The following is a 14,326-nucleotide window of genomic DNA, read 5'->3' as shown; positions in this document are numbered from 1 at the left end:
TTCAGACAACACATAATTCACTGTCAATTTACCAATATTGGCAGGGATTGTAAAGGACTGGTGTTACTATTCGGCAATTGAATAGATTATTGCTATCCTTGATGAAAAATTGTATCTTCCGCCGAACAGAGATGGTTTAAAATAAACCTGCAAGTTGTTTCATGTCCTGTCAACATTAACGATCTCCCGGGAGATAGCCGTGAAAAAAAACCGGCTGAAACAAAAAACAGCAATGACAAGGGCGCTGTGGCTGATGTTCTTCAGGCTTGCCGTCGTGTCATTTATCCTCGGCATTTCGGCCTTTACTCAGTTCAAAATGCCCGGGACCCTCGCAGCATCATCCCTCCGTTTGATTTATATCTTAATATCTGTAACATATCTTTTCTCAATTTTGAACCTCTCCCTGTTGAAGACAATCAAAACCGTTTCCATAAATGTGTATTTTCAGAGTACGTTTGACATTCTGCTGGTTACAGCGCTTATCTATGTCACGGGAGGTATAGAAAGTGTTTATTCCACACTGTACCCTCTGATTATTATATATTCCGTGCTGTTTCTGGGAAAAAATGGCGGCATGTTTGTTGCTTCCGCCAGCGGAATACTGTACGGATTATTGGTAGATTTTGAATTTTATGGTGTTATCCACCCGATATACAGTGAAACATACGCGTACAGCACCGAGCCTGGATATGTTTTTTTAAAAATATGCATCCACATTGTCTCCTTTTATGCAGTGGCCCTGCTGGCGAGTTTTGTGGTGGATATGGAAAAAAAAACAAAGACGCTCCTTTTGGAAAAGGAAACCGCCTTTGATCAGCTGGATATACTTCATAAGAGCATCATAGAATCCGTCGGTTCCGGTATCATGACAGTGGATCTGGAGGGCAAAATCAAGTCGTTTAACAGAGCGGCTGAGAAAATTACCGGCATGCTGCCCCGCGATGTCGCAAACAGAGCCGTTAACGATATCTTTCCTGATCTTTCCGAAACGATGCGAACAGAAAAAGATAAAAATCCATCGATGAGACGTTTCGAGATCGCATTATCATCTACAAGTGGACAATCCATACTGGGATTTTCAATATACCCCCTCATTGATCCGAAAGGATACAGTATAGGGAAAATCCTCATATTTCAGGATCTGACCGCTTTTAAAAAAATGGAATCTGAAATTGAAAAAAGCAGGAAACTTGCCTTTATGGGGGAAATATCAGCGGTTCTGGCGCATGAACTCAGAAGCCCGCTGGTATCGATCAGCGGCTCCATTAGACTGTTGATGGAAGACCTCAAGCTTGAAGGGTCGAACAAAAAGCTCATGCAAATCATTCTCAGGGGAAAAGATCAGCTGGAAAACCTCGTCAGAGATTTTCTCCTGCTTGCCAGACCGGATACCCACAATCGGGGCAAAACAGATATCAAGAGCATTATAGACGAAGTCATTGAATCTGCCCGTTTTACCCCCGGCTGGAACGGAACCGTTGAAATCATGAAAAACCTGTGCGATCAGAATGAGATATACGGAAACAGAACTGAGTTACGGCAGGTTTTGTGGAATCTCGTGTTGAATTCACTTCAGGCAATGCCGGATGAAGGGATTCTGGAGATCGAAACGAAACACAATGAGGATGATGACAACCATGAATTTCTCGAAATATCAGTCAAAGACACCGGCTGCGGCATAGAAGAAAAGCATTTGAACAATGTTCGGGACCCTTTCTATACAACAAAGGAAACCGGCACAGGACTGGGACTTGCGATAGCCAGTAGAATAATTGAAAGCCACAACGGCAAGTTCAGTATTGAAAGTGAACCCCACAAGGGGACAAAATGCTCGATGCTCCTGCCAGTTGCACCCCTTGTCAGAAAGGATGATTAGGATGGCCTTAATTCTTGTTGTCGACGATGATCAGGGAATGAGGGACTACCTTGAGATCATGCTCTCCAGAGAGGGGTATGATGTACGGACCGCTCCGGGCGGAAAACAGGCCCTGGCCGTCTGCCAGAAACGCAAGGTCGATCTGGTGATTACCGACCTGAAGATGTCCGGCATGAATGGCGTCGAATTGCTCAAATCCCTGAAAGATATATCACCGGAGACCATGACCATCCTGATCACAGGCTATGCCTCTGGTGAAACCGCCCTGGCGGCGATGGAGGAAGGCGCATATGATTACCTTGAAAAAAATTTCGAGCCGGACGATCTGAAAATCCTTGTCGAAAACGCCCTCCGCAACAAAGGCGCCAGTGAAGAAGACGCCCGATTTATACGAGATGTGAAACGTTCCGACTCCTTCTCAAAGATGATGGGACGGAGTAAAGGAATGCTGAAGGTATACACCCTGATCAAAAAAATGGCGGATACGCTTGCCAATGTGCTTATCCTCGGCGAAAGCGGGACGGGAAAAGAACTGGTTGCCAGGGCCATACATGAAAACAGCGCCCGGAAAAACGGACCCTTTATCGTTATCAATTGCGGGGGCATCCCGGAAAATCTCCTCGAAAGCGAGCTATTCGGTTACATGAGAGGCTCATTCAGCGGCGCGTATGCGGACAAGGCAGGGCTTTTTGAGATGGCGGACAAGGGAACCATTTTTCTCGACGAAATTGGCGAACTTTCCCCTTTCCTCCAGGTCAAGCTGCTGAGGGTGGTTCAGGAAAAGACCTTCATGCGGTTGGGAGGGTCCATGGATATCCATGTGGATGTCAGAATCATTTCCGCTACCAACCGAAATCTGGCAGAACGGGTAAAAACCGGCGCCTTTCGGGAAGACCTGTTTTACCGCCTGAATGTCATACCGGTTAAGGCCCCTCCCCTGCGCGAACGCAAAGAAGACATCCCCCTCCTTGCAGACTTTTTCATCGAAAGATACGCCTGTCAATATGGACGGGAAATAAAAAAAATTTCCCCGTACGCCCTGGCACTGCTCGTGGAGTATCCCTTTCCGGGAAACGTAAGAGAGCTTGAAAATATCATCGAGCGAAGCGTCGCCCTCGAGACGGGCAACATCATTCTGCCGGAAAATCTTGGGATATCTGCATCAGCTGACCCGGCACTGAACTTCGGAGATGATCCCGAAATACCCGACGCGGGAGTGGACCTGAATGAATCGGTTGCAAAATTCGAAAGAAGCCTTCTGGAAAAAGCGCTTGAAAAAGCGGGAGGATCAAAGACAAAGGCCGCAAAACTCCTTAACATCAGCCTGGATTCCCTGCGTTACCGGTTCGACAAGCTGGGAATGACGGAAAAGGAGTGAAATTCACGCACAGCTGGTGAAATTAACCGCTTTTCCTTGCCGGGCGGACACGAATTTTTTACTGAAGAAATATATTTTTTTATCATTATTTCGTCTTATCAATGTGTTACAAAATACCACAAATAAGTCATGCCGTCAAAAATCATATTGGCATATTCATTGCTTATCTCTTTTAATAAAAAGTCGTTTAATCAAAAACAATTATTGCAGACTTTAACATTAACAAGTCAACAAAGGAGAAACAAATTATGATGATGGTATTAAGAAAAGAAGAAGGGCAGAAAGGTTTTACCCTGATCGAATTGATGATCGTTATCGCGATTATCGGTATTCTGGCAGCCATCGCGATCCCGCAGTTTTCAGCTTACAAACAAAGGGGATATGCGGCAACAGTCAAGTCCGATCTGAAGAACGCTTACACGGCAGCACAGAGCTACTATGCGGAAGTGCCTGCCGGCACCATAACTACTGATCTTTTAGGCTCATATGGTTTCTTAAAATCGGCCAACAACAGTGATGCTACAATTGAGGGTGCTGATGCAGGTACCTTTACCACCATCAGTATAGCTTCAGCTGCTGACGCTGCAATTTCGGGGACAATTACCTCTACAGGCGTTATAGCTGGTACGTTTAATCATTAATGGCATGAGGAATTAATGGGGGTCAACCTACACTCTTGACACTTGACGACCTCACTTATTACTACTCTTGTTTTACAAAAAAGGGGGGCTAAATCGCACCCCTTTTTTAGTGATGTAATAGAGATTCTGAAAATATCAAATCAATCATCATTAGCGGAAAATATCATTAAAAGAGGAATTCTTGATGCGGATGGGTTTAAACAGGCTTGAAAGGCAGAAAGGGTTTACCCTGATTGAATTGATGATCGTCATCGCCATTATCGGGATTCTGGCAGCCATTGCAATTCCTCAATTAAAGGAATATAGAAAACATAGCGGCCCGCCCTTGCGGGCTTGAAGAGCGCTTCTCAAGGCACGAAGTGCCGGTCATTATAGGCAATCCTTCCGCCGATAATAGTCATCACCGCTTTCCCCTTCATTTCCCATCCGTCAAACGGACAATTCCGGCTCTTAGACTGAAACGAAGCGGCATCCACCGTGTGACGCAGCTCCGGGTCAATAATGGTGATATCTGCCGGCCCGTCCACATAAATGCCGCTGTTGACACCTATGATGCTGGCCGGATTTTTGGACATTTTTCTGACGAGGTCCGAAAAGCTGAGTATGCCGCTTTCGACCAGCTTCAGGCTCAGCGGCAGCGATGTCTCAAGACCGATAATTCCATTTGGGGCCTTTTTCATATCCGTATCTTTTTCCGTGACCGAATGCGGGGCATGATCTGTGGCAATCACATCGATGGTGCCGTCGGCAAGACCTTCCAATATGGCCAGACGGTCCTTTTCAGAGCGAAGCGGCGGGCTCATCTTTGCGTGGGTCCAATACCGCTCAACCGCTTTTTCGGTAAGGGTAAAATAATGCGGAGCGGTTTCAGCGGTCACCGGTACACCCCGTTTTTTTGCCTCCCGTATGGCTCTTACCGATTCCCGGGTACTGACATGGGCTATGTGAAGCGGCGCACCGGTTAATTCACACAATGCAATATCCCGCATCACCATGATACTTTCGACTGCATTGGGAATGCCGGCAAGCCCTGTCCGCCTGGACACCTCTCCTTCATTGATCACGCCATCCGCCGCCAGCCCCGGGTCCTCGCAGTGGGATATCACCACCATTCCGGACTGGCTGGCGCGTTCCAGCGCCTTTCTCATCAACCCGCTGTCAATAACCGATTTTCCGTCATCTGAAACCGCTACAGCACCTGCCCCTTTCAGGTCGGCATAGTCGCACAGCTGCCTGCCGTCCTGACCGATACTGATGGCGGCGATGGGATAGACTCTGACGCCGCACGCCGTGTCTGCCGTCTGTATCATGTATTCGGTCAACCGGCGGCAATCGTTTACCGGATTTGTGTTCGGCATGGGGCATACCGCCGTAAAGCCCCCACAGGCAGCCGCTCTGCAGCCGGTTTCAATCGTTTCTTTATGCTCATAGCCCGGCTCCCGGAAATGGACATGCATGTCTATCAGTCCGGGGGTTATGATTTTACCGGCGGCATCAACGATCATATCGACTGCCCGGCCTGAAGATTCAGGGGATTCCGGCTCGGAATCATGCGCTACCACAGCCGAAATGATACCATCCTTTATAAAAATATCGCACACGCCATCTATATTGCCGGGATCAATGACCCGACCGCATTTTATCAACATCATCATGTTTTTTTCTCCTGACGTCAAAAGACCGCCCTTCGGGCTGACGGAGCGCTTCGCTCAAGGGTCGCTTCGCTGAAGGAGCGCCCTTCGGGCTTGAGGAGCGGCACTTCGTTCCTCAAGCGAAGCGTCCCTCAAGCGAAGCGATCATTTTAACAGTTTTCCCAGCCGGTTCCACCGGACGCCGAAATTATCCTTGTCCCAGGACCAGTAAATGAGAAAGGCTTTGCCTCTTAACGCCTTCAGATCGACAAAGCCCCAGAATCTGCTGTCATAACTGTGATCCCGGTTGTCTCCCATCACAAATATGGAATGTTCCGGGACGGTAACCGGTCCGAAGTTATCCCTTGGCTGAAACTGTTTCGGGAAAATATGCGGATCGGTATACATGGCCTGTTTCAGATCAAGCGGGCTTCCATCCACATAGACCTGTTTATCGCGTACTTCAACCACATTGCCTTCCACGGCGACCACCCGTTTAACAAAATCCTTTTCCGGTTCCAGAGGAAATCTGAACACAACAATATCCCCCTGCTCGGGTTTGGTAACCGGGATAAGGGTGATATCGGTAAAGGGTATTTTTACCCCGTAGATAAACTTGTTCACCAGAATATGATCACCGATGAGAAGCGTCTGTTTCATGGAGCCGGATGGAATTTTAAAGGCCTGGACCACAAATGCCCGGATAAACAACGCCAGCACCACGGCAATGAGAATGGCTTCAATATTCTCACGGAGCATTCCTTTTTTTTTGACTCCGCTGCCGGATTCATTTTTTGTTTTTGATTTCAATTAATTTCCTTTGTTAAAACGATCAGCATCAAGCCTCAAAATTGGGCATTGAGTAATGCCCGAAGGGTTAAAAAACACCATAAAATAATCGGATTACGATATTTGCCAGAATGCCGGCTGCGACATCATCCAGCACGATCCCGGTTCCTCCGGAAAGGTTTCGGTCGAGATATCCGACCGGCCAGGGTTTTAATATATCAAACAGCCTGAATAATACGAAACCGGCAACCACCGTAAGCGCATTAAAGGGCAAGCCCAACAGAGTGATGGCCATACCGGCTATTTCATCAATTACGATGCATCCGGGGTCTTTTTGATTCAGTAAAAATTCAGCGCGTTCAGAGATCCATATGGAAACGATGGTAAGAAGGACAGCTATACCCACTGCAGCAGGGATGCCCATACACGACATAACATAACAAATCAGCACTCCCGGAAGGGTTCCAAAGGTTCCCGGCGCAAAAGGGATTTTGCCGATATAACCTCCGGTAGCAAAAAAAACTACCCATTTATCTTTATAATTCATCTTAATTTTCTATAATGTGTCATATATCTTTGTCAAGGAGTAGAAAAGCCATCCTGACTCTTTTTTATGAGGCAGGGTGCCGATTTTTCTATCTTTTGCTCCGAACTATGGCAATCAAGCCTTTGAGCTTTATGCTTCTTTTCCACTGTGAATTCTGATAATTTCCATCACAAGTTCCGCTGACCGGACCATATCATCGAGTTTAACAGATTCACGAACGGTATGGACATCAGTCATGCCGGTTCCCAGCACACCCATTACAATGCCCTTTTGTGTAAAAATATTGGCATCGGTGCCTCCGCCGGTGGTTTTTGTCCGGATTGATCTTTGCAGATTTTGACCTGCTTTACGGGCCAGTTCAACCACCGGATGATCATCGGGAATATGTTGTACAGGAAACTCCGATTCAATTTCAAACTCAACCGCAGGCAGCGCCATGCCCGGAAATCGTTTTTTTTCCTCTTCAACCACTTTTGTCACCGTTGAAACGATCTCTTGAGTAATGGCATCCAATTTTTCCTGATTGTGGCTTCGAGCCTCACCCTCAACAGTCACCAGATTCGGGACGATATTAGAAGCGATGCCACCATGAACCACGCCGATATTGCAGGTCGTCTCGCTATCAATCCGACCCAGCCTGGGTATGGCCGCTATGGCCCGACTGGCGACGACAATGGCGTTGATTCCGTTCTCCGGTGATGAGCCTGCATGGGCATCCTTGCCATGGATTTTAAAATCAATTCGATTTGCGGCCGGCGCTCGGGTCACAACCGCCTCAGTGTCAGCCGCATCCAGTGAATATCCGAACGTCGAATTCAGAAGATGGGTATCCAGATGTTTGGCACCTGAAAGGCCGATTTCTTCGCATACCGTAAAAACCAGTTCAATCGGCCCATGTGGCAGGTCGCGCTCACGGATCGTTCTCATAACCTCGATTAATATGGCAATGGCGCTTTTATCATCCCCACCGAGGATGGTTGTCCCGTCACTGGTAAATACCCCGTCGTTGAATAAAACCTTTACGCCTCTTCCGGGATCTACCGTATCCATATGCGCATTGAACATCATCGCCGGAACCGGTCGATTGCCTTTAAATTTTACGATAAGATTGCCGGTATTGCTGCCGGTCTCAGCCATCGAATCATCCACCAGGGTTTCAGCCCCCATGGCGTCAAACAGGTTCTGAATTTTAATCCGAATATCTTTTTCCTGAGTTGAAACGCTGTCAATCTCAGCCAGGCTTTTAAATGTGTCCGCCAGACGATCGCTGTTTATCATTTCTCATCTCCGGGTTATCTGTTATCTGTTATCTGTTATCTGTTATCTGTTATCTGTTATCTGTTATCTGATCTCTGATCTCTGATCTCTGATCTCTGATCTCTGTTATCTGACTTCTGACTTCTGACTTCTGTACTCAGTCCTCTTCCGTCCGCCAACAATTTTATTGACAATATGCTCAAAGCATATAATATAAAAGAATTATTCGGAAGTGCGCAGCTCACTGGTGGGGCTCCCGGACTTCAAATCCGGTGTGGGGCGCTAACACCGTCCCGGGTGGGTTCGATTCCCATGCACTTCCGCCACATTTTACAAAATTCAAATTTCGTTCAACTCTATCCATAGTTAATGATCCTGTAACAAGTCATATTCAACTCTTATTTATCACTCCGATAAAAATAAAACCATAGTCTTTTCAACAGATTCTGGATTCCCGCGGGAATGACGGATGGGGGTTTAGCCTGCTATCGCTTGAGAAGCACTTCGTTTGAGGCAAAAAACATTATCCGCGGATTACACAGATTTTCTCAGATTTAACAAAAGATAGATTGCGGTGTTTTAATAATCTGTGGAAAAAATATCTACTTTCCGAGGTACCCCTCATCCACGGGCAACCCTTTTTTCTTTGCCGAAGCCACCGCCAGTTCGTCGCATTTTTCATTCAGAGGATTTCCGGCATGGCCTTTTACCCAGACGAAGGTGACGTCCAGCCCTGAAACAAGATCCAGCAGCTTTTCCCAGAGATCCGGATTGATGGCGGGTTTTTTGTCGGATTTAATCCAGTTGTTTTTCTTCCAATTTTTTGCCCACCCCTTGTTGATGCCGTTGACCACATAGCTTGAATCACTGTAAAGCACCACCGGAAGATCCCGCCGCTCGAGTTCCTGAAGCGCCACGATACAAGCGGTCAGCTCCATCCGGTTGTTGGTGGTTAACCGGAACCCGCCGGTCAACTCCTTTCGCCGGTCACCGTACAGTTGAACGACGCCGTAGCCTCCCGGCCCGGGATTATTGATGCTCCCGCCATCGGTATACAGGGTAATCCGGCCGTCTTCGGGCGTTGTATCCGGCGGCGTTCCGCTCATGATTTTTTTGCCGGCCGCCCGACGGTAAACCGGATTTTTCATCCAGTCCTGCGCTTCACCGAGTGTAAAAAAGCCCTTATAAACGGCTCCGTTAAATCCTTCGATCTGGGATTTGGCCTCGGGCCAGTTATCGTAAATCCCGGGGATACGCCCTTTGGCAACCCCGTAAAATTTTTTTTTTGGCACTTTGCGTTATTCCTTTCTTTTATTGAACCGATACTATTCAATAATCAGTGTAATTGCAACTTGAAGGATGAAAAAAATAAGGACTGTTTCGACAGGATTGGTTGGCCAGCGAAACGGTCCTTATGCAGTTACACATGCAGATTTTTTAAATATAAGGGGAGATTTATAAGAAAAAAATTTCTCCCAGATTCTTTAATTCTACATACCTTGAGATTGTCCGGTATTAATATCAACCGTTCCGGAGCCGGTGCCGGAGAACGACCCGGAATCCGTACCGAGATAGATTTCGGCGGCATTTCCGCTGAAGGAAACAGCGGGTGTTAATGTCTCACATTTTAATCCAGTAAACTCCTGTATCAAAACATGCATTTTTTTACAATATTAATACGGCTCACGACTCACGGCCGGCCCTCTGAAAAATTCATATGCGAACAGATACAGGCCGGCAAGCACAAACGACAGCTCTCTCAGGATATACCAGCTGTAATTGACCGATTCTGATTGCGGGTTTGTCGAAAAACAACCGCAGCTGATATCCAGGCCCCTGGCCATATTAAAGACCAGAGAAGCAAAAAACGAGATTAACACCATATTGCTGATCAAAACAGCGCCCGGCAGCCATATGCCGCTGATCAGTAAAATTGCCAGAATCAGCTCCAGCCAGGGCAATCCGATGGCCGTTAAATTGATCAGCATATCCGGAAGAATCCGGTAATTGTAGACAATTTCTGCAAACACCTGCGGATGAAGCATTTTATCATATGAGGCAGCCAGAAAAATACATCCTAAAAACAGGCGAAACGCCACGGATATGATCTTTGAAATCGTCCATTGGGATTGAATGGCTCGTGGCATGGTTTCCTCCGTATCAGGTTGGTGTCAATCGGTTGCTGTTACACGACATTTCACATAGAATATCCCCGCTTCCGCATGCGTCAGTTTCAAACTGAAACACCGGATGATCGATTCCAAACCGATTCAGCAGCATGGCCCGAATCTTTCCGGAAAGAAGCTGAGTGTTACTGACCTGCTGATCCTCCACCACCACATGGCAGGAAAAGGCAATACTGGCTGAACTGATAGCCCACAGATGCATATAGTGCACATTCCTTACCTCGGAAAACTGCAACAGGGCCTCTTTGACTTCCTCAAGCTCAAGTCCTCTGGGAACCGCATTCATTAAAATATGAACGACCTCGGCCAGGATGGTCCAGCAGTTTTTCAAAATATAGACCACAATGGCAAATGACAGCACCGGGTCGAGCCAGTACCAGGGCTTGAAAATCAGAACCATTCCATTGATCATCACCACCACGGATGTAAAAAAGTCACCCATCATGTGAAGAAACGCACCCCGGATATTCAGGCTGTGATGCGAATCCCGGTAAAGCAGCCAGGCAGAGAGACCGTTTCCCAGAACGCCGATTCCGGCCACCCATACGACCAGCTCTCCGGATATCGGCTGTGGGTGAAGGAGCCGGTTGGCTGCCTCATAAACGATAAAAATCATAGCCCCGGCCAGAAGCAAGGCGTTGATCATGGCCGCAATAATCTCTACCCGGCGGTACCCGAAGGTTTGCGTTACCGTTGCCCTGCGCTTTCCGATTTTAAAGGCAATATAGGCGATGAGTATGGCTGTAAAATCGCTCAGGTTATGAACCGCATCAGAAATAAGGGCCATACTTCCGGCATAAATGCCGCCGACAATCTGTGCGGCCGGTATGAGCAGGTTAAGCCCGAGCGTTATCAGAAGACTGGTTCCGGTCGTTTTTTCCACATCCATATGATGATGGTGATGATACGCACCTGAATTCTGTTCGTGTTGCTGACCGCTATCCTGACAGTGACAATCATCAGAATGATTACTGTGGTTCATTACAAAATCCTTTTTTTCCGCAAATACCCATTCTCATGCAGTGGCGATAGCCCGGGAGCATCGCCACAGAAAAACTTTATTGATTCATGGTGTTACTCGACCGGAAGGCTGTTTTGCTGCCAGAGGCTCCACCCGTTTATCAACACCCGTACATCCGTAAAGCCTGCCTCTGTCAGAAACAGTGCCAGATCTTTGCCGAGACTGCAGGTATCACCATCACAATAAGTGATAATAGTCGGATTGTCGAACAGCACTTCCATCACATCCGCAAGCCCCTGTTCAGCATCCTGCCAGGGAAGACTCAGTGCCCCGCGGATATGGCCCCTATCGTAGTCCGCACGGGACCGCGCATCAACACATACCGCAGAGCCGCTGTTGAAGAGCACTTCAGCCTCTTCAACGGATATGCTCAGCCCCGGGTGAGCATTCGACAGCTGCTGCTCCGGGGACCAGGTGCCAAATAGCGCAAGTCCGTCACTTCTGAAAAAATTCACGATAAGACCAACGACACATGACAATATTATGATGCCCACGCTCTGCAGTAAGGTATGACTCAGTCTGTGTCTGATATTTACTTTCATGCTTGTTTATCCTGTTCGCCCGGGGCCAGAGGCCAGAGACCAGAGGCCAGAGGTCAGCTAATCGGTTTTGGATACGCCCCTGCCTGTGTCCATTTTATTTATGGGGGGACAACTGTCTGATAACCGGAGCCGGTTTTATTCACTATGCAGCCAGAAAGGGTTTCAGAACAAAATACATTCCCAATACAAAAACAAATACGCCGGCACCCCTTCGGCACCACTGTCCGGCGCCCTGCCATGCGCTGTTTTCCAGAATATTTCGGATGGCTGCCATAAAACTGCCGGCAAGCACGATGGGCAGGCAGTGCCCCATGGCAAAGAGCAGAATCATCATCAGCCCGGTTGACATGCTTTCCTGAATGGTAATCAGCGCAAGAATGGGGGCAATAAAGCCAAAGGTACAGGAACCGGACAGGATTCCATAAGCCAGTCCCAGCACAAAGGCCCCGGATCTGCCTTTAATATTAAGTCTGGCCGGCAGTCCACCCCACATCGAACATCTGGCTGCCCCCAGCATCCCAAAGGAAACCCAGATCAGAACCAGCCCCACAGGAATCTGCCAATACGTGCCAACATCTCCCAGCATTCGCCCCAGCAGGGCACATACCAGGCCGATGACTGCAATCGTGATAAACAGACCCAGCGTGAATACCACGGAATAAACCCCGGCCTGGGCCGGTTTCAGCAGCTGCTTCTGGCCGCCGACATAGGCGATGATCAGTGGAATGGACGCCATATGACAGGGGCTGAACAGAACACTGATCAGCCCCCACAAAAAACAGCCCAGCGCGGCAACGGCACTGCCGGCAGACATCCATTCGTTGACGGTAAGAAACACGGTATCAAGCATGGTCTCGAAACCCTCGGATTAACGACATTTAAAAGGACAACGGCGTCCGGATTCATTCCCGCACAGGATACTATCGGACACCCATTTTTTCAAACTGATTCACGATGTCCTTTTCACTGAAAAAGCCAAGATGACGGAACACTTCCTCCCCCTTTGCATCATAAAAGACCTGAGTGGGAATGGCCCGGATTTCGAACCGTTTGATCTGTTCCTCATACATGCGGACATCAATAAATATGACAGCGGCTTTTCCCTGGAAGTCTTTTTTTACTTTTTCAAGCACCGGCTCCATCATCTTACAGGGAATACAGGTTTTGGCACCCAGATCCACCATAGTAACCATGCCCTTGACCGGAACGTCCTTAAAGCTCTCCGCCGATGCCGGAGCCGCTGCTGCCATCACGCCCATTACGGCACCCGCCACCAGAATTTTCCACAACGAGTTCAACTTATGCATACTCACCTCAATGGTGAAACGATCCGGAATTGAGCCGGACCGTTTCGTTATTATAACGGCTGTCATGCGATTGGAAAAGTTTTATCAATTGACGGCCTTGAAAAAAACCACTCCACCGCATTCAGCGTCTTTGCTCATATGATCATATTGAACAGATACCCGACCAGCAGAATCCCGCCGCCAACCACACCGACAAACACCTGAATCATTCGCGGTTTGAGTACCTTCCGTAAAATGATCATCTCAGGCAGCGACAGTGCAATAACCGACATCATGAAGGCAAGAACCGTCCCAAGCGCGGCGCCCTTACCCAGGAGCGCCTCCACAACGGGAATAATACCGGCAGCGTTGGAATACATCGGCACCCCGACGATTGTCGCAAGCGGAACCGACCACCAGTCTCCCTTGCCCATGATAGAGGCCATCAATCCCTCGGGAACAAATCCATGGATGCCTGCCCCGACGGCAATTCCGATAATCACATATTTCCAGACACGGCCAATAATGTCTTTGACCGCATCCCAGCCGTAGACAAACCGGTCATGCCATGTCAGTGTCTCATCCTGTCCGGAAGCAGCGCCGGCCCGGATCTGCATCACCCAGTCCTCGATATGCTTTTCCATATGAAGGCGGCCGATGACCCATCCGGAGATAATCGCTATGAGCAGTCCGGTTACCAGATACAGGGCAGCCACTTTCCATCCGAGCAGCCCGTACAGCAGAGCCAGAGCGATTTCATTGACCATGGGCGCTGAAATCAGAAACGAGAAGGTAACGCCCAGCGGCACCCCGGCGGTCACAAAACCGATAAACAGGGGAACGGCCGAACACGAGCAAAACGGCGTCACAATCCCCAGCAACGCGGCAAGAACATTTCCGAACAGCTCACTTTTTCCGGATAGCATATCCCGTGTACGCTCCGGTGTGAAAAAACTCCGGATAATACCGACACCGTAAACAACTATCAGCAGGAGCATCATCACCTTGGGCGTATCATACAGAAAAAACTCAACCGATGAGCCCAGGGACGTTCCCGCGGGTATCCGAAACAGGGAGTACGTTAACAGCGCAGCCAGCCAGCGGAGTTTGCCGTAAACGAGCCACCACAGGACTACCCCCGCAACAGCCGCCAGCACATACATCCAGGCGGG

The 14,326-nt window shown here is 48.4% G+C and carries 13 protein-coding genes, 1 tRNA gene and 2 pseudogenes; 5 read left to right on the top strand and 11 right to left on the bottom strand.

Features of this window, described 5'->3' with window-relative positions; genetic code table 11:
• Window positions 1-199 precede the first annotated feature (199 nt).
• The 4 genes and pseudogenes from PHQ97_03565 (at window position 200) to PHQ97_03550 (ending at window position 4,199) form a co-directional block, all read left to right on the top strand.
• Entirely contained in the window at window positions 200-1,876 is a 1,677-nt protein-coding gene (locus PHQ97_03565; protein MDD4391811.1) for an ATP-binding protein, read from the top strand.
• Between the two features lies 1 nt (window position 1,877).
• On the top strand, window positions 1,878-3,254 hold the full coding sequence (locus tag PHQ97_03560) for a sigma-54 dependent transcriptional regulator (GenBank protein ID MDD4391810.1): 1,377 nt from the start codon (window positions 1,878-1,880) through the stop codon (window positions 3,252-3,254).
• Window positions 3,255-3,508: 254 nt separating this feature from the next.
• Window positions 3,509-3,613: pseudogene (locus tag PHQ97_03555) on the top strand (prepilin-type N-terminal cleavage/methylation domain-containing protein).
• Window positions 3,614-4,085: 472 nt separating this feature from the next.
• Window positions 4,086-4,199: pseudogene (locus PHQ97_03550) on the top strand (prepilin-type N-terminal cleavage/methylation domain-containing protein).
• Window positions 4,200-4,242: 43 nt separating this feature from the next.
• On the opposite strand, the gene PHQ97_03545 reads toward PHQ97_03550, so the two are convergent.
• The 4 genes from PHQ97_03545 to PHQ97_03530 all read right to left on the bottom strand — a co-directional run bounded on the left by PHQ97_03545 (window position 4,243) and on the right by PHQ97_03530 (window position 8,140).
• Window positions 4,243-5,550, bottom strand: coding sequence for a dihydroorotase (locus PHQ97_03545; protein MDD4391809.1), 1,308 nt, complete (start codon window positions 5,548-5,550; stop codon window positions 4,243-4,245).
• A 141-nt stretch (window positions 5,551-5,691) separates the two neighbouring features.
• Window positions 5,692-6,285: a signal peptidase I gene (gene lepB, locus PHQ97_03540; protein ID MDD4391808.1), complete on the bottom strand. Its 594-nt coding sequence runs from the start codon at window positions 6,283-6,285 to the stop codon at window positions 5,692-5,694.
• A gap of 118 nt (window positions 6,286-6,403) precedes the next feature.
• The gene (locus PHQ97_03535) at window positions 6,404-6,862 is read right to left on the bottom strand and encodes a phosphatidylglycerophosphatase A (GenBank protein MDD4391807.1); all 459 of its coding nucleotides are present in this window, start codon (window positions 6,860-6,862) and stop codon (window positions 6,404-6,406) included.
• A 129-nt stretch (window positions 6,863-6,991) separates the two neighbouring features.
• Window positions 6,992-8,140: a M20/M25/M40 family metallo-hydrolase gene (locus PHQ97_03530; protein ID MDD4391806.1), complete on the bottom strand. Its 1,149-nt coding sequence runs from the start codon at window positions 8,138-8,140 to the stop codon at window positions 6,992-6,994.
• A gap of 207 nt (window positions 8,141-8,347) precedes the next feature.
• On the opposite strand from PHQ97_03530, the gene PHQ97_03525 reads away from it, so the two are divergent.
• Window positions 8,348-8,445 (top strand) — tRNA-Sec (locus PHQ97_03525).
• Between the two features lie 276 nt (window positions 8,446-8,721).
• Here the strand turns inward: PHQ97_03525 and rnhA are convergent.
• The 7 genes from rnhA to PHQ97_03490 all read right to left on the bottom strand — a co-directional run bounded on the left by rnhA (window position 8,722) and on the right by PHQ97_03490 (window position 14,317).
• Window positions 8,722-9,411 (bottom strand): ribonuclease HI, encoded by a 690-nt coding sequence (gene rnhA, locus PHQ97_03520; protein ID MDD4391805.1) that lies wholly within the window; start codon window positions 9,409-9,411, stop codon window positions 8,722-8,724.
• A gap of 381 nt (window positions 9,412-9,792) precedes the next feature.
• Complete coding sequence (locus tag PHQ97_03515; protein MDD4391804.1) at window positions 9,793-10,266, bottom strand: DoxX family protein; 474 nt, start codon at window positions 10,264-10,266, stop codon at window positions 9,793-9,795.
• Window positions 10,267-10,279: 13 nt separating this feature from the next.
• Window positions 10,280-11,287: a cation diffusion facilitator family transporter gene (locus PHQ97_03510; protein ID MDD4391803.1), complete on the bottom strand. Its 1,008-nt coding sequence runs from the start codon at window positions 11,285-11,287 to the stop codon at window positions 10,280-10,282.
• A 92-nt stretch (window positions 11,288-11,379) separates the two neighbouring features.
• Window positions 11,380-11,868, bottom strand: coding sequence for a rhodanese-like domain-containing protein (locus PHQ97_03505; GenBank protein MDD4391802.1), 489 nt, complete (start codon window positions 11,866-11,868; stop codon window positions 11,380-11,382).
• A 142-nt stretch (window positions 11,869-12,010) separates the two neighbouring features.
• Window positions 12,011-12,718, bottom strand: coding sequence for a cytochrome c biogenesis protein CcdA (locus tag PHQ97_03500; protein MDD4391801.1), 708 nt, complete (start codon window positions 12,716-12,718; stop codon window positions 12,011-12,013).
• A gap of 70 nt (window positions 12,719-12,788) precedes the next feature.
• The gene (locus PHQ97_03495; protein MDD4391800.1) at window positions 12,789-13,175 is read right to left on the bottom strand and encodes a thioredoxin family protein; all 387 of its coding nucleotides are present in this window, start codon (window positions 13,173-13,175) and stop codon (window positions 12,789-12,791) included.
• Between the two features lie 134 nt (window positions 13,176-13,309).
• Window positions 13,310-14,317, bottom strand: a complete 1,008-nt coding sequence (locus tag PHQ97_03490; GenBank protein MDD4391799.1) for a permease — start codon at window positions 14,315-14,317, stop codon at window positions 13,310-13,312.
• Between the last annotated feature and the right edge of the window lie 9 nt (window positions 14,318-14,326).

The organism is Desulfobacterales bacterium (assembly GCA_028704555.1).
Taxonomy (GTDB): domain Bacteria; phylum Desulfobacterota; class Desulfobacteria; order Desulfobacterales; family JAQWFD01; genus JAQWFD01.
Note: the sequence above shows the minus strand (reverse complement) of the source record. Positions and strands in the feature narration are given on the sequence as shown.